This is a genomic window from Amycolatopsis sp. WAC 04182 (assembly GCF_003947465.1).
Lineage (GTDB): Bacteria > Actinomycetota > Actinomycetes > Mycobacteriales > Pseudonocardiaceae > Amycolatopsis.
This window is the reverse complement of sequence record NZ_QHJJ01000004.1, coordinates 589,320-602,765: the sequence shown is the minus strand read 5'-3', so window position 1 is coordinate 602,765 and position 13,446 is coordinate 589,320. Positions and strand designations below refer to the sequence as shown.

The following is a 13,446-nucleotide window of genomic DNA, read 5'->3' as shown; positions in this document are numbered from 1 at the left end:
CCGGGCAGAATGCGCGCATGGGTGTGCTCTTCGACTACTTCGCCGCGCCGGACAACGAAACCGCGGCCACCACGATCGACCTCGTCGGCGGCCCGGACGAGGCTTCCTTGCCGACCGTCGCGCTCAAAGGTGTGGACCCGCTCGTGCAGTTGGGCACGCTGGAGTCCCTGCTCACCGGGGTCGGCTACGAAACCGTCATCGACCGCGCCATCGAACCTGTCGCCATGGCCGACGGCGGGACGCGCCTGGTCGTCGCGCTGACCGAAGAGCTGACCGCCGCGCTGGCCGACGCCGACGAGGCTCGCCTGCGAGAGGTGGCCGAGCCCTGGTCCCGAACCGACGAGTTCGGTGGCCAGGCCGACCCTGCCGACCTGGCCGACGTGCTGACCGGCCTCGCGGAACTCGCCCGCACGGCCACGACCAGGGGCGACCGCCTCTACTGCTGGGTCAGCGTCTGAGTCAAGTCAACGCTGCTTACCGGGGACATGGTCGGTACCGGCCTTCCTGATGGACGGCTTGCCCTCAAGCGCGCTTCAGCGTGCACGCTGGCCCGGCGGCGGAGATCATCCGCCGCCGGACTGGAGGCTGAGGGTATGGAACGTGGTCCCCGTGAAGGCATCGTGCTCGCGTTGGCGTGCGCCGGATCGTTCGTCGTCATTCTCGACGCGACGATCGTTTCCGTTGCCCTGCCCGCGATCCGGATCGGGCTGGGTTTCTCCGCCGGCGCGCTGACGTGGGTGGTGAACGCGTACACGCTCGCCTTCGCGGGTTTCCTGTTGCTGGGCGGCAGGTTGTGCGACGAATTCGGGGTGCGGCGGATCTTCGTGCTCGGGATGAGCCTGTTCACCGTCGCGCGGCTCGCCGCCGGGCTGGCCGGTTCACCGGAAACGCTGCTCGTGGCCCGCACGGTGCAGGGATTCGGTGGCGCGCTGCTGATGCCGGTGACGTTGTCCTTGCTGACCACGACGTTCACCGAACCCGTCCGCCGTGCGCGGGCGTTGGGCACGTGGAGCGCGGTGGGCGCCGCCGGTGCCGCGGCTGGGCCGGTGATCGGCGGTTTGCTGACCCAGTGGGCGGGCTGGCGCTGGGTGTTCTTCGTCAGCGTTCCGATCGGTGTGGTGGCCGTTCTCGTCGCCGGGGCGGTGCTGCCGCTCCGGGATCGAAGCCGTCCTCGCGGCAGGTTGGACGTGCTCGGCGCGGTGTTGTCGGCGGCGGGACTCGTCGGCGTGGTCTACGCGGTGATGCGTTCTTCGGCCGACGGCTGGGGAAGCGCGTCCGTGCTGCTTCCGCTGTTCGGCGGGCTCGTGCTGCTCGGGGTCTTTCTGGTGCACCAGCACCGATGGGCGGACGAACCGCTCATCGCGCTCGGGATCTTCCGGCTGCGTTCGGTCAGCAGCGGGAACGTGGTGATCTTCTTGCTGGGGCTGGGTTTTCTCGCCAGCCCGATCTTGCTTTCGTTGTACCTGCAAGACGTCCACGGCTATTCGCCGTTGAGGGCGGGGCTGGCCTACCTGCCGGTGGGAGCGGCGATGTTCGCCGGCGCCCGGACCGCGAGCGGGTTGTCGGTGCGGATCGGGCCCCGGCGGGCGGCGGCGTTGTACTGCGCGATCGGCGCGGCGGGGTTCGCCGGGATCGCGGCGCTGGCCGGTGCGCACGCTTCGTACGTCGTTTCCGTGCTGGTGCCGGGAATGGTCTTCGGATTCGGGACGGCCGCGGCCTTCACGCCGATCACCGTGGCCGCCACCAGCGGGGTGCCGGAACGCCAGAACGGCCTGGCCGCCGGTCTGCTGAACACGGTCCGGCAGACCAGCGGCGCGCTCGGTCTCGCCGCGTTGACCGCGCTCGCGGCGGCCGTGACCGCGAGTTCGCCGTCCGGCCTGCCGAAAGGGGAGGCACTGGTGCACGGCTACACCGCCGCGTTCCTCGCCTCCGCCGTCTGCCTCGCGGCCGCCGCGGTGGTCGCGGCGGTGGCGATGCCGGGACTCAGCTCGCCGCCGCGTGGGCAGGCAGGTCGACCCGTTCGCGGAACCAAGGGCAGTCCTCAAGGTTCCCCTCGCGGCGGCAAGTGAGGAGTTCGACCAGGTAGTCGTGCGCGGTGTCTAGCCGCGCACGCTCCCGTTCGATCTCGGCGAGCCTGCCCGTCACCACCTCCCGCCAGCGGTGCTGTTCGGCGAGCAGTTCGGAGATCCTCGTCAGGCCGAGCCCGCCGATCCGCCGCCAGTGCTTGATCAGCGCGATGCGATACAGCTGGTCGTCGTCGTAGTACCGCTGTCCCGAGCGGCGGCGGGCGGTGATCAGGCCGCGGCGCTCCCAGTAGTGCAGGGTCGAGATCGCCAGCCCGAAATGGTCGGCGGCCTCGCGAACCGGCGTCAAGGAATCCATGCGACCAGTCTAGGTTAGGTTACCCTAACTTTCGAGCCAGCCAGGTGAAGGTCCAGCGATAGAAGGCAGGCGCGGCGAGGCTGGTGTTGATCGAGTGGCCGCTGCCCCGCACGATCTCGTCGGCCCCGCAGTCACCGTTTCCGCAGACCAGCGTGTCGTGCTCGCCGAGTACGTACGCCGTCGGGACCTTCGGCGCCGACCGTTTCGCCGCGCCGGGGCCCACCGAGCGGAGTTCCGCCGACGCCAGGGTGTCCTTGAGGGCTTCTTCGACCGGGATGATCGCCGGGTCGTAGGTGCCGGGGTGGTGGAAGGTCTGGGCGCGGATGCCGGGACGTGTCGTGAAATAGCCGCGGGCCCAAGGCTTTCCGGCGAACTTCGGGTCCAGTTCGGCCGGGAAGAACGGTGATTCCGTCGCCGCGGGCCGGGCGCCGGGCCGGTCGCGGGGGATACCGCTGACGATCACGGCGTCGACGCCGCCCCGTTCGGCGGCCCGTTCCGCGACGAGCCCGCCCATGGAATGTCCATTGAGGACGATCGTGCGGAACCGCGGGCGCAGCTGCCGGACCACCTGGTGGACGGCCTCGCCGCCGGCGTCGAAGTCGAGCGTTTCGGGATTCGGACGGCTGCTGCGGCCGTATCCGAGCCGGTCGAGGTTGAGCGTCGCGTAGCCCGCGCGCGTCGCACTGTCCACATAGGAGTATCGACGCGGCTGGTACGGCCAGTCCCAGTAGGCGCGGTCGTAGGTCCCGCCGTGCAGCAGCACCTGGACCGGCGTACGCGGCGTGAGTTTCCCTCGGACGCAGAGTTCGCCCGCGATCGTCTGGCGTTCGCCGTTCACCTGGACCGCGAAGCGTTGTTCGGCGCAGCGGGCCGGGCGATCCGCGGCGAGCGCGGTCGTGGTTCCGGACAGGGAGAGGAATGCCGTGAGCAGAGCGGCTTTCGCGAGGAATTTCATGGCGAAAGCGTCGCTCGCGGGCCGGGGTCGCGTCGTCGTGCCTGTGTGGGGATCGGCGGCTACGTCAGACGCGCACCATTCCACTCTGGTAGGCGAAGACCACCAGCTGGGCCCGGTCGCGGGCGTGGACCTTGCTCATCGCCCGGCTGACATGGGTCCGCACGGTCGCCGCGCTGATCACGAACTCCCGCGCGATCTCGTCGTTCGACATTCCTTGCGCGACACGGAGGACGACTTCGTGCTCTCGTTCGGTGAACGCCGAGCCGTCGGCGCGGGGCAGCGAAGGTGACGGCCGTGCGGTGAATTCCGCGATCAGGCGCCTGGTCACGCTCGGGGAGAGGAGCGCGTCCCCCGCCGCCACGACGCGGACCGCCTGGATCAGATCGGCGGGCCTGGTGTGTTTGAGCAGGAAGCCGCTCGCTCCGGCGCGCAGCGCGTCGAAGACGTATTCGTCGAGGTCGAACGTCGTCAGCATGAGGACGCGGACACCGGAAAGCCGTTCGTCCGCCATGATCCGCCGGGTGGCTTCCAGCCCGTCCGTCCCCGGCATCCGGATGTCCATCAGCACCACGTCGGGCACGGTTTCCGCGACGACGGCCACCGCCGTCTCACCGTCGTCCGCTTCACCCACCACGGTGATTCCGGCTTCCACCCGGAGCAGCGCCGCGAACCCGGACCGCACCAGCAGCTGGTCGTCGGCGAGCACCACCCTGATCACGGCCATCGCGCGCTCACCCGGAACCTCCCGTCCTCACGGCCCGCGGTCAGTGTGCCGCCGGTCGCCCTGGCCCGTTCACCCATTCCGCTGATTCCGGCACCGGGAACGTCCGGACCAGGCGCGCGGACGTCGTCGACCTCGTTGATCACGTCGAGCCGCAGGCCGTTCCGGTCAGCTCGCACTGTCACCTCAGCGGTCGACGTGCCGTGTTTCGCCGCGTTCGTGAGGGATTCCTGGACGATCCGGTACACCGCGCCGCCGACCGGCTGCCCGATCCCGGGAGCGTCGAGGTCCAGTGTCACGGCCAGGCCCGCCTGGTTCGTCGAAGCGACCAGCGCGGGAAGGTCCGCCATGTCCGGCGCCGGCCGGAGCGGGGCGGAGTCGTCACGCAGCAGCCGTACCATCGCGTTCAGCTCGTCCAGGATCGCGCCGCTGACCGTGCGGACGACGCCGAGCGCTTCCTTCGCCACTTCCGGGTGATCGTCGATCACGTGCTCGGCCATTCCCGACTGGACGTTGATGACCGCCATCGCGTGGCCGACGCTGTCGTGCAGATCCTGTGCGATGCGCAGCCGCTCGCCGAGGACGCGATCGCGTTCCGCCTGTTCGGCGGCCGCGGCCCGCTCGCGTCGTGCTCGAAGAGCGTCGGCCGCGAAGACCGCGAAGCCGGCCCAGCCGACGAAGACCAGATCGAGGATGCCCGCTCCACCGGTGGCCAGGTTCGCGCCGACGACTATTACCGCCATGCCACCCGCGACGGCGTACGCGAGCCGCCGCGGACGCAGGGCTCCGAGCGCGAACAGGGGCACGAGACCGGCGAACAACACCGGACCGTCGGGATAGCCGAGCCCCAGGTAGAGCAGGAGCGCAAACGCTTCCGTCCCGGCCACGGCCACCGGGAGCCGCCACGCGGCGGCGAGCGCGAGACAGGCCAGCGCGACGATCGCGAAGCCGAACGCGTCGACCGGGCGTTCCCCCTGCCCGGGTTCGAGATTCGCCGTGCCGACGACGAGCAGCGCGCTCACCCCGAGCCAAGCGGCGACGGCCCCGCCCCTGATCAGCCACTTCACCCGCCCAGTCTGCCGAACCCGGCCGGCGTGCGCGTCCGTGTTCCGTGGAGCCCGCCTACGTCAGATGTGGAGCAGCCGCTCGTCGAGCGCCGCCAGATAGTCGCGGCCGAACTCGCCGTTCTCCAGGTCGCGCCACAGCGCCGGCGGCAGATCTTGTGCCACCTCGGGCGAGCGTGACGCGGCGGCAAGCGCGATCGTCGCGACGGTGTCAACGTCGCCGGCGAGCGCGACGGCGGCGTGGAGCATCCGGGCGAGTCCTCCGCCGCCGGTCAACACGGTCAGCGCGGCGCGCACGCTCATCCAGCCCTGCGGCCCGACCTTGCCGGACCACGGCAGCGCCCACCCGCCGTGCCCGACGTCTTCCGGAAGGATCCCGTCGATCCACCTCGCGACCTCGGAAAGCGGTCCCACCCGATGGTGGCAGTAGTGCACGGCCAGCGCGGCGGCCTGCGCCGCGGCGATCCCGGCCGGGGTGTCATGGGTGATCCTGGCCTGCAGTTTCGCGTGATAGAGGACGTCGTCGACGGTCGGCAGGAGCCCGATCGGCCCGGCGCGCATGGCCGCGCCGCTCTTGTCGCTTTGCGGCTGAAGCCGCCGTAGCAGCTCTTCGCCGTCCCGGACCTCGCTGAGCAGCTGATGGAAACGCGGCGCGTAGCCGTCGTGCGGATCGCGGTGATACGCCCGCACGAACTGCTCGGCGAGCAGCAGCGGCGTCCACCGCCGTCCCGACACGAGCGCCTCGGCGATCGCGATCGTCATCTGCGTGTCGTCGGTGTAGCGGCCGGCCGGGGCGCCGGGCTGCCCGTGATGCGGCACGTAACCGGTCAGCGTGTTGTGTTCGGCGACGAAGCGCGGGTACGCGTGCTCGAAGGAGCCTCCGTACGCGTCCCCGATGGCCAGTTCGACCAGCATCCCGTCATCGTGCCAGGCCGCGGGGTGCCGCCTACCGTGGAGTCATGGCGACCGACAAGCTGCGCGCGTGGTGGGCACATCGGCAGGGGCTCGACGGAACGCTGCGCGGGTCGACGGCGGCCGCCGTGCTGGAACGGACCGGCTGGATGCGCTCGGTCGGCGGATCGGCGCCCTATCTCGGGCTGTTCGCCAGAGCCCGCCTCGATCGCGAAACGGTCGACGCGGACGTCGCGCGGCTCGCCATCCACGAACTGCCTTCGGCGCGGGGCTGCACCTACGTCCTGCCGTCGGCGGATTTCGAACTCGGCCTGACCGTCGGCGCCGCGGCGCCCGCCGGCGAGCTCGCGGCCGCGGAGAAATACCTCGGCGTCACGCAGGCCGAGATCGAGCAGTTGTGCGTCACCGTCGTCGATCTGCTCGACGGCTCCGGCGAGCCGCTCAGCCCGGCCGCGATCAAGGACGCCGCCGGATCGGCGGTGCGCAACCTCGGGGAAGCAGGGCGCAAACGCGGCACCACCACGACGTTGCCGCTCGCGCTCGGCCTGCTCCAGGCCCGCGGCGACATCCGCCGGGTCCCGGCTAACGGACGGCTGGACCAGCAACGCTACGGCTACGTCCGCTGGACGCCGTCCCCGCGCGGCGGACTGTCCGATATGGACACCGCGCGGGCCGAGCTCGCCCGGCGGTACTTCTCGTGGGCGGCCCCGGCGTCGCTGAGGCATTTCCGCTGGTTCTCCGGTTTCACCGCGGCCAGTGCGAAGAAGATCGCGGAACAGCTGGAACTCGTCCCGCTCGACGGCACCGATCTCTTGATGCCCAAGGAGATCGCCGACGAGTTCGCCGCGTTCGCCGTGCCGTCGAAGCCGTCGTACGCGCTGCTCGCCGGGATCGACGGCATCCACCTTCTGCACCGCGAGATGCTGCGGCTGCTCGCCGACGCCGACGTCGAACGCCCGGTGCCCGGAGGGCGGGCGGGGGAGACGCTGGGCGGGCAGGCGGATCCGCCGAGTCACGTCATCGTCGACCGAGGCCGCATCGCCGGCCTGTGGGAGTTCGACACGGAGACGGGCAAGATCGTCCACAGGTTCTTCGGCGACGAGGACGCCGCGCTGCGCGACACGATCGCGCGAACCGAGGAATTCGTCCGTGACCAACTGGGCGACGCCCGGAGCTTCAGCTTGGATTCGCCGAAGAGCCGGGCGTCGCGAGTGGCCGATCTCAGGCTTTCGCCTCGTTGATCAGGATGTCGACCGCCTTGTCGTTGCGGGCGGTCTGCTCCGGGATCACCGAAGCGGGCGGGTAGAAGCCGTCGATCCCGCCGTCCTTCGGGTACATCTCGAAGGTGTAGCTGAGGATCTTGTGCTTGCCCCACGCCCAGTCGTTGACGTCGCCGTCGGTGACGTACAGATCGCTGGACTGCTCCGGCGTGTAGCCGTTGGTGGCGGCCATCTGCTTGCCGACGTCGGCGAAGCGCTTCGCCTCCTCTTCACTCAGGCCGGTGTCGGTGTCGGCCTTCGTGTAGCCGTACGGCCAGAGCACCAGTTCCGAGAAGGTGTGGAAGTCGATGTGCGTCTTGATCTGCTGCGCGCCGCCGACCACGCGGGAGTCGACGAAGTCCGCGACCGCCTTGGTCTCGGGTTCGGAGAAGGCCGACGGACCGTGGTAGTCCTCGGCGGACGGGCTGTTGCTCGACCCGCCGCAGCAGTTCCACTTGTAGTCCCAGTTGCGGTTCGGGTCGGTGCCGATCGCGCTGCTGCCCGGCACGGGCTTCCGCGTCTTGCGCCAGCCCTGGTACTCGCCGCCGGTGATGTCGTATTCGGAGCCGTCCGGGTTGACGTTCGGGATCACGTAGATCTCGTGCTCGTCGACCATCTTCTTGATGGCCGGGTCGGTCGCGTAGCCGCTGGTGAACCGCTGCACGATCCGCAGGCACATCTCGGTGGTGAGGTGCTCGCGCGCGTGCTGGTTGCAGGTGAACAGGACCTCGGGCTCGTTCTCGTCCGTGCCCGCGTTGTCGCTGATCTTCAGCAGGTTCAGCTCACGGCCTTCGTGGGACTTGCCGACGCTGGACAGCGTCGCGATGTCGCCGTGGTCCTTCGCGGCCTTCTGCAGCTCAGCGGTCGTTTCGGCGTAGGTGTGGTACGCCTCGTCGCCCGGCGGGAAGTCGCCGGCGACCGCCGCCGTGCCCGCGCGGCCGCTCCGCTGCTTGAGCATGCTGTCGAAGTCGCCGAGCGGCTTCAGGCCGAAGCCGTTGGCGCGCAGGGCCGCGGCCTGCCCCGGCGTGGCGACGACGGTCAGCGCGCCGCCGCGCGAACCCGCGACGTCGACGCCGGTACGAGCGACCTCGGTGCGTTTGTCCGGCGTGGACGCGCCCTCCACCGAGTACAGCCCTCTCGCCGGGTCGCCGGTCTGGGCGCTCGCGACGGGCGTCGTGACGGCCAGCAGGGCGAGCCCTGTGGCGGCCAAGGCGCCCCCGATGCGACGGCGTGTGGACATTTCGCCTCCGAACGATCTGGGGACAAGGTGGGCGTTCACCGTCGCCGAAGTGAATCATCCACGACAACCCGACGATCGTCGTTCCCAGTTACCGTTTACGGCCAGAGACGTTCTTTGCGCCAGCTTCCGTTCTCGTGCCGGTAGCGGAGCCGCTTGTGCCGCCGGTCGTGGCTCGCCTGCCAGAACTCCACTTCGGACGGCGTCACCAGGTACCGGGTCCAGGTTTCCGGTGCCACGCCGGGATTCTCCTCGACCCACCGCTCCGCTTCCGCGGCCGCGCGGTCGAGATCGGCCGGATCCTCCAGCACCTGGGACTGCCTGCCGATGAACGCCTCCACCCGGGACGCCGGCGGCCTGGCGGTGAAGTCGGCGGCGGACACGTCGGGATCGGCTGCCGAGACCGGACCGCGCAGGCGCACCTGACGGCCTCGTCCCGGCCAGAAGAAGGTCAGCGCGGCGAACGGATTCTTCGCCAGCTGAACACCTTTCGGGCTTTCGGAACTCGTCGCGACCGCCCAGGTGTCCCCGTCGACGTCCTTGAGGATCACGACCCGCGCGTCCGGCACGCCGTCGGCGTCCACTGTGGACAGAGTGACGGCATGCGGCGCCAGGACGTGTTCACCCGCTTCACTGAGCCACTCCAGGAAAAGCTCGCGCGGGGTCGCCGGTGCGGCCTCGGTGTCGAATTCCGGAAGTTCTTCGGGGAACGACGGCCAGCCGCGCAACGTGCGGTTCATCAGTACCCCGGCGGACGCTGCGGCGGATAGCCGGGCGCGGGCGGCGGATAGTGCGGCGGATGCTGCCCCGGCGGCGGACCCTGCGCGGGCGGCGGCCCGACCGGGTACTGCGGCGGCGGTGGCTGCTGAGGCTGCCAGCCGGGAGGTGGCTGCTGACCGGGCGGCGGCCCAGGCGGCCCAGGCGGCATGGGTGGCTGCTGGCCCTGCGACTGCGCCCACTGCACCTGCTGATAGACCTCGGCGGGCTGCGGGAAACAGAACGTCAGCTTCGCGTTGACCGAACCCTGTACCGCCGCGCCCCACAGCTTCCCGCCGACGAAGGCGTACATCTGCGCCGCCGAAACGTCGACGGCCACCATGCGGGTCTCGCCGCCGAACTGGTTGCCGGACTTCGCCGACGCGGCCTGCGCGGCGTCCGGGTACACCCGGTCGCCGATCAGCCCGGCGATGACCACCGAAGCGGCCGTCCAGCCGACCGTGCCCATCACGTTCGCGCGCGCGTGCTGCGTCGCCAGCCCGGTGAAGTCGTACAACGCGGGCGCGGTCACCTCCGGGATCGCCGCGGCGACCACGCAGTAGTTCATCGTCGACATCATCACGGACTCGGTGAACAGCCCCACGACGGCCGCGCTCGGCCCGATCTGGACGGTGTTCAGCCTGCCCCCGCTGCGCTGGATACGTTCTGCCACCGCACCCAGGTACTGCTCCTTGCTGAGCACTGACCCTCCCGAAGACTCCTCGCGCAGCGCCATCGTCGCACGAAAACGGCGATCTGCTTCACTGGACGCCACTATGCGACGTCTTCTGATCTTGCCGCTCGTCGTGCCGCTGCTGGCGGCCTGCGGGCCGACGGAACAGCCGCCGCCCGCGGCGAGTTCGCCCGCGCCGTCGAAGACCGCGGCGCCCAGCATCCCGCCCGCCCCGGAACCCACCGGCAAAGGCCCGTGCCCGTACCTCGGCACCGAATTCGTCTCGGACGCCAACGGGCAGAAGGTCTCGAAGGTCAAGACCTCGGCCGATCAGCCGCATCCGACGTGTTTCTTCTATGCGCTGAGCGGGAAACTGCAGCTCACCGTGCGCGTGTACGTCGGGGAACCCGCCGTGGCCAAGGCGCTGGTGGACCAGGCCGCGCCCATCGACACCTCGAACCCGGCGGACGAACCGGCGGGCTGGAAGGGCGGTTACCAGCCCTCCGGGGAAGGCGCCGTTTACGCGGTCGCGAAGGGCGGGAACGCGGTTGTCGTGACCACCAACCAGAAGCAGAGCATCAAAGCACGTACGGTGGCGAAGGAGGCTATCGGTGAGCTGAAGCTCTAGGTAGTGGTATCCACACGTCAGAGTGAAGTTGATCTTGTACTACCCTGTGCCGCACGCGCGAGGTTTCGCGGGACCAGCGCGGGCGCCAGATCCGGCGGAGGCCGCCTTGCGGTGTGGCTCGGCGGCACAAAAGATCATTTCTCCCCATAAGACAAAAGGACAGGTTTCGTGGCTGACACCCTCAAGGAAATCTTGCTCGACTCCAGCCGTCGCCCGGCGGTCGTGAGCGACTTCGAAGGTCTCGTCGACGCCGAGGTCTCGGACAAGGGCGGCGTTTCGGGTGCCGTCGTGAAGACCGGCTTCGCGGCCGTCAAGAAGATCAAGCCGGGCATCATCCCCGCCGCCGTCGACACCCTGCTCGACGACTTCACCGGTGCCCTCGAGCCGTTCTACGGCGACTACAAGGCCAAGGGCGGCAACGACTTCGGCGCCTACCTGGTCGGCCGTAGCGACGAGGCCTCGGACGCGCTGCTGTCGGTCACCGACTCGCGCGCCGAGAAGAGCAGCCGCGACAGCATCAAGAAGGTCTACTCGAAGCTGCGCCCGAACGGCAAGAAGAACGTCGAGGAGGCCCTTCCCCGCCTCGGCCAGCTGATCGACAAGCACGCCGCGAACGCGTGACCCGTTCAGCCACGCGCTGAGCCGAACACCCGAAGGGGCGCCGTCCGCTCCCGACATCACGTCGGGGGTGACGGCGCCCCTTCGTAATTCTGACACCTTGTCAAAGCTCGTACTCCACAGATATCTTACACCGTGTAAGAGTTAGCTCAGGCGGCTTGGGGAGCACGATGACGCCCTTTCACGGCACCGATCCGAAGAAGTTCATCGCGGAGTTCCACGAGTCCTTCCACGACGAACTGGTGAACAGCGACGAAGACGCGGGCGTGATCGTCGACCGCTATCACACGCCGGACATCGTGCAGATCGCCGACGGGCACCGGATGGACCGGGACAAGCTCATCGCGCACACCCGCCCGGTCCGCAAGAACCGGCCCACCGCGCGGATGGAGGTGCACGACGCGGTGGCGGACGGGAACCGGATCGCCGCGCGAAGCACTCTTCACGTGACGAACCGCAAGAGGGACCTCAAGCTGGAGGTGTACTTCTTCGGGGAGTTCACTCCCGACGGCCGGATGCGCTGCGGACACACGCTCACCCGGGCCGTGCCGGCATGAGCACGAGCACCTACACCGTGAGCGGAATGGCCTGCGGCCACTGCGCGGGCTTCGTCACCGAGGAGATCGAGACCATCGCCGGGGTCACCGGCGTGGCCGTGGACGTTGAGGCCGGGACGGTGACCGTCACCAGCGACGAGGTTCTCGACATCGCGGTCGTCCGCGCCGCCGTCGAAGAAGCGGGCTACGAACTCGTCCCCGGAACGTGAAAGGGCCGCCCAGGACCGGTGAGTGGTCCTGGGCGACCCTTCGCGACAAGCAGAAAAGCGTGAGGCGTCAGTTCTTCTTGTCGGCGGAACCGGCGTTCGAAGCCTGGTGCCCGTTCTTCGGAGCCGCGGGCTTGGCGGCCCCCGGACCCCCGGCCGGACCGGAAGCAGCGGGCTTCGCGGGGGTGGCCGGCTTCGCCGGAGCGGGTTTCGGAGCAACCGCGGCCGGAGCAGCGGGCTTCGCCGGAGGAGCGGGCGGAGCCTTCGGCGGCGCGGGCGCGACCGGCGGCTCCTGCTTGGAACGCAGCGCGTACGCGGCACCGGCGCCGACGACCGCGATACCGATCACCCACGGCCAGCGACGACGCTTGCGCGTCCCCTTGGCCGCCGACTTCGCCTCGACGAGCGCGGCCTTGAAGTCCTTCTTCGCCGCCTTGAAGTCCTTCTTGCCCCGGCGCTTGGACTCACCGGCGGACTTCGCGGCCTGGATGGCGGCCTTGCGGGCCTTGCGGCCCGGCTTCCGCATCTCGGAAATCCTGGCCAGTGCCTCCTTGCGAGCCGCCTTGGAGCTGCGCTTGAGCTCCTTGCGGGTCAGTTCCGTCTTCTTCGCGAGCTTCTTGCGCGCGCGACGGCTGGTCTTAGCGATCTCACCGGCGCTCTCGGAGAGCTTCTGCTCGGCTACCTCTACGGCGTGGGCGGTGGCTTCCTTACCCGCCTCGACGGCACGTTTGCGCAGGCCGAGCGCGCCGGCCTTCGCCGACTCGCTCACCGAATCTGCGGCCCGGGTCATGGCCTTCACCTCATCAATCGTTTTGATTCTGCTTCGTTGCTTGTAACCTATCGTGCCCCTTTTCCCCAGATCTTGCCGCAGATGGCACGATGAAGCTCGTGACTGAAAGCAAGGGATCCCTCATTGGTGGCGCGCTGAAGGCCACTCTGCACACCAACCAGGGTGACATCAACCTGAACCTGTTCCCCGACCACGCGCCGAAGACGGTCGCGAACTTCGTCGGGCTCGCCGAGGGCAGCAAGGAGTACACCCAGCCCAACGCGCAGGGCACGAACTCGGGCCCGTTCTACGACGGGTCGATCTTCCACCGCGTCATCGACGGTTTCATGCTGCAGGGCGGCGACCCGACCGGCACCGGCCGCGGCGGCCCCGGCTACAAGTTCGGCGACGAGTTCCACCCGGAGCTCCAGTTCTCCAAGCCGTACCTGCTGGCCATGGCCAACGCCGGACCCGGCACCAACGGCTCGCAGTTCTTCATCACCGTCGCGCCGACGACGCACCTGAACTTCAAGCACACCATCTTCGGTGAGGTCGCGGACCAGGCTTCCCGCGACGTCGTCGACGCGATCGGCCGCACGGCGACCGGTCCGGCGGACCGTCCGCTGCAGGACGTCGTCATCGAGAAGGTCAGCATCAGCCGCGAGGGCTGATCGTAGAGCCGGTTACGGGGGATTTCGGTAGGTTGGTG

Annotated in this window: 17 protein-coding genes; 8 read left to right on the top strand and 9 right to left on the bottom strand. The window is 69.4% G+C overall.

What is annotated here, in order from left to right; all coding sequences use genetic code 11:
• Positions 1-17 precede the first annotated feature (17 nt).
• Entirely contained in the window at positions 18-458 is a 441-nt protein-coding gene (locus DMH01_RS23145; RefSeq protein WP_125679335.1) for a hypothetical protein, read from the top strand.
• A gap of 135 nt (positions 459-593) precedes the next feature.
• Positions 594-2,069, top strand: coding sequence for a DHA2 family efflux MFS transporter permease subunit (locus tag DMH01_RS23140; protein ID WP_125679334.1), 1,476 nt, complete (start codon positions 594-596; stop codon positions 2,067-2,069).
• Here DMH01_RS23140 and DMH01_RS23135 read toward each other — a convergent pair.
• From DMH01_RS23135 to DMH01_RS23115, 5 genes are all read right to left on the bottom strand, one after another.
• Positions 1,984-2,382, bottom strand: a complete 399-nt coding sequence (locus DMH01_RS23135) for a MerR family transcriptional regulator (RefSeq protein ID WP_125679333.1) — start codon at positions 2,380-2,382, stop codon at positions 1,984-1,986. The two genes, DMH01_RS23140 and DMH01_RS23135, sit on opposite strands and share 86 nt — an antisense overlap.
• 19 nt (positions 2,383-2,401) lie before the next feature.
• Positions 2,402-3,337, bottom strand: a complete 936-nt coding sequence (locus DMH01_RS23130) for an alpha/beta hydrolase (RefSeq protein ID WP_125679332.1) — start codon at positions 3,335-3,337, stop codon at positions 2,402-2,404.
• 64 nt (positions 3,338-3,401) lie between these two features.
• On the bottom strand, positions 3,402-4,061 hold the full coding sequence (locus DMH01_RS23125; RefSeq protein ID WP_125679331.1) for a response regulator transcription factor: 660 nt from the start codon (positions 4,059-4,061) through the stop codon (positions 3,402-3,404).
• Complete coding sequence (locus DMH01_RS23120; protein ID WP_125679330.1) at positions 4,052-5,125, bottom strand: sensor histidine kinase; 1,074 nt, start codon at positions 5,123-5,125, stop codon at positions 4,052-4,054. Before DMH01_RS23120 ends, DMH01_RS23125 begins: the two co-directional genes overlap by 10 nt.
• Positions 5,126-5,185: 60 nt before the next feature.
• Entirely contained in the window at positions 5,186-6,037 is an 852-nt protein-coding gene (locus tag DMH01_RS23115) for an ADP-ribosylglycohydrolase family protein (protein WP_125679329.1), read from the bottom strand.
• A gap of 44 nt (positions 6,038-6,081) precedes the next feature.
• On the opposite strand from DMH01_RS23115, the gene DMH01_RS23110 reads away from it, so the two are divergent.
• Complete coding sequence (locus tag DMH01_RS23110) at positions 6,082-7,275, top strand: DNA glycosylase AlkZ-like family protein (RefSeq protein ID WP_125679328.1); 1,194 nt, start codon at positions 6,082-6,084, stop codon at positions 7,273-7,275.
• Here the strand turns inward: DMH01_RS23110 and DMH01_RS23105 are convergent.
• The 3 genes from DMH01_RS23105 to DMH01_RS23095 form a co-directional block, all read right to left on the bottom strand.
• Positions 7,256-8,533 (bottom strand): M14 family metallopeptidase, encoded by a 1,278-nt coding sequence (locus DMH01_RS23105; protein ID WP_125679327.1) that lies wholly within the window; start codon positions 8,531-8,533, stop codon positions 7,256-7,258. The two genes, DMH01_RS23110 and DMH01_RS23105, sit on opposite strands and share 20 nt — an antisense overlap.
• A gap of 95 nt (positions 8,534-8,628) precedes the next feature.
• Positions 8,629-9,270 (bottom strand): pyridoxal 5'-phosphate synthase, encoded by a 642-nt coding sequence (locus tag DMH01_RS23100; protein ID WP_125679326.1) that lies wholly within the window; start codon positions 9,268-9,270, stop codon positions 8,629-8,631.
• Positions 9,270-9,989 carry a hypothetical protein gene (locus tag DMH01_RS23095; RefSeq protein ID WP_016330478.1) on the bottom strand — a complete coding sequence of 240 codons (720 nt, stop codon included), beginning with the start codon at positions 9,987-9,989 and terminating at the stop codon, positions 9,270-9,272. The genes DMH01_RS23100 and DMH01_RS23095 overlap by 1 nt, the downstream gene beginning before the upstream one ends.
• Before the next feature lie 73 nt (positions 9,990-10,062).
• Here DMH01_RS23095 and DMH01_RS23090 point away from each other — a divergent pair, with 73 nt between their 5' ends.
• The 4 genes from DMH01_RS23090 to DMH01_RS23075 all read left to right on the top strand — a co-directional run bounded on the left by DMH01_RS23090 (position 10,063) and on the right by DMH01_RS23075 (position 11,971).
• On the top strand, positions 10,063-10,587 hold the full coding sequence (locus tag DMH01_RS23090) for a DUF2020 domain-containing protein (RefSeq protein ID WP_125679325.1): 525 nt from the start codon (positions 10,063-10,065) through the stop codon (positions 10,585-10,587).
• Between the two features lie 168 nt (positions 10,588-10,755).
• Positions 10,756-11,208, top strand: a complete 453-nt coding sequence (locus DMH01_RS23085; protein WP_125679324.1) for a hypothetical protein — start codon at positions 10,756-10,758, stop codon at positions 11,206-11,208.
• Between the two features lie 167 nt (positions 11,209-11,375).
• Entirely contained in the window at positions 11,376-11,762 is a 387-nt protein-coding gene (locus DMH01_RS23080; RefSeq protein ID WP_125679323.1) for a nuclear transport factor 2 family protein, read from the top strand.
• Positions 11,759-11,971 (top strand): heavy-metal-associated domain-containing protein, encoded by a 213-nt coding sequence (locus DMH01_RS23075; protein WP_125679322.1) that lies wholly within the window; start codon positions 11,759-11,761, stop codon positions 11,969-11,971. The genes DMH01_RS23080 and DMH01_RS23075 overlap by 4 nt, the downstream gene beginning before the upstream one ends.
• A gap of 67 nt (positions 11,972-12,038) precedes the next feature.
• Here DMH01_RS23075 and DMH01_RS23070 read toward each other — a convergent pair whose 3' ends face one another.
• A complete protein-coding gene (locus tag DMH01_RS23070; RefSeq protein WP_125679321.1) occupies positions 12,039-12,758 on the bottom strand; it encodes a hypothetical protein in 720 nt (239 codons plus the stop codon).
• Between the two features lie 89 nt (positions 12,759-12,847).
• Here DMH01_RS23070 and DMH01_RS23065 point away from each other — a divergent pair, with 89 nt between their 5' ends.
• Positions 12,848-13,408 carry a peptidylprolyl isomerase gene (locus DMH01_RS23065; protein WP_199745600.1) on the top strand — a complete coding sequence of 187 codons (561 nt, stop codon included), beginning with the start codon at positions 12,848-12,850 and terminating at the stop codon, positions 13,406-13,408.
• The last annotated feature ends 38 nt before the right edge of the window (positions 13,409-13,446 follow it).

What these genes read in the sequence shown, in the direction of transcription:
- DMH01_RS23145 (WP_125679335.1), top strand. Translation starts at nt 18, where the DNA reads ATGGGTGTGCTCTTCGACTACTTCGCCGCGCCGGACAACGAAACCGCG.
- DMH01_RS23140 (WP_125679334.1), top strand. Translation starts at nt 594, where the DNA reads ATGGAACGTGGTCCCCGTGAAGGCATCGTGCTCGCGTTGGCGTGCGCC.
- DMH01_RS23135 (WP_125679333.1), bottom strand. Translation starts at nt 2,382, where the DNA reads ATGGATTCCTTGACGCCGGTTCGCGAGGCCGCCGACCATTTCGGGCTG.
- DMH01_RS23130 (WP_125679332.1), bottom strand. Translation starts at nt 3,337, where the DNA reads ATGAAATTCCTCGCGAAAGCCGCTCTGCTCACGGCATTCCTCTCCCTG.
- DMH01_RS23125 (WP_125679331.1), bottom strand. Translation starts at nt 4,061, where the DNA reads ATGGCCGTGATCAGGGTGGTGCTCGCCGACGACCAGCTGCTGGTGCGG.
- DMH01_RS23115 (WP_125679329.1), bottom strand. Translation starts at nt 6,037, where the DNA reads ATGCTGGTCGAACTGGCCATCGGGGACGCGTACGGAGGCTCCTTCGAG.
- DMH01_RS23110 (WP_125679328.1), top strand. Translation starts at nt 6,082, where the DNA reads ATGGCGACCGACAAGCTGCGCGCGTGGTGGGCACATCGGCAGGGGCTC.
- DMH01_RS23105 (WP_125679327.1), bottom strand. Translation starts at nt 8,533, where the DNA reads ATGTCCACACGCCGTCGCATCGGGGGCGCCTTGGCCGCCACAGGGCTC.
- DMH01_RS23100 (WP_125679326.1), bottom strand. Translation starts at nt 9,270, where the DNA reads ATGAACCGCACGTTGCGCGGCTGGCCGTCGTTCCCCGAAGAACTTCCG.
- DMH01_RS23090 (WP_125679325.1), top strand. Translation starts at nt 10,063, where the DNA reads ATGCGACGTCTTCTGATCTTGCCGCTCGTCGTGCCGCTGCTGGCGGCC.
- DMH01_RS23080 (WP_125679323.1), top strand. Translation starts at nt 11,376, where the DNA reads ATGACGCCCTTTCACGGCACCGATCCGAAGAAGTTCATCGCGGAGTTC.
- DMH01_RS23075 (WP_125679322.1), top strand. Translation starts at nt 11,759, where the DNA reads ATGAGCACGAGCACCTACACCGTGAGCGGAATGGCCTGCGGCCACTGC.
- DMH01_RS23070 (WP_125679321.1), bottom strand. Translation starts at nt 12,758, where the DNA reads ATGACCCGGGCCGCAGATTCGGTGAGCGAGTCGGCGAAGGCCGGCGCG.
- DMH01_RS23065 (WP_199745600.1), top strand. Translation starts at nt 12,848, where the DNA reads ATGAAGCTCGTGACTGAAAGCAAGGGATCCCTCATTGGTGGCGCGCTG.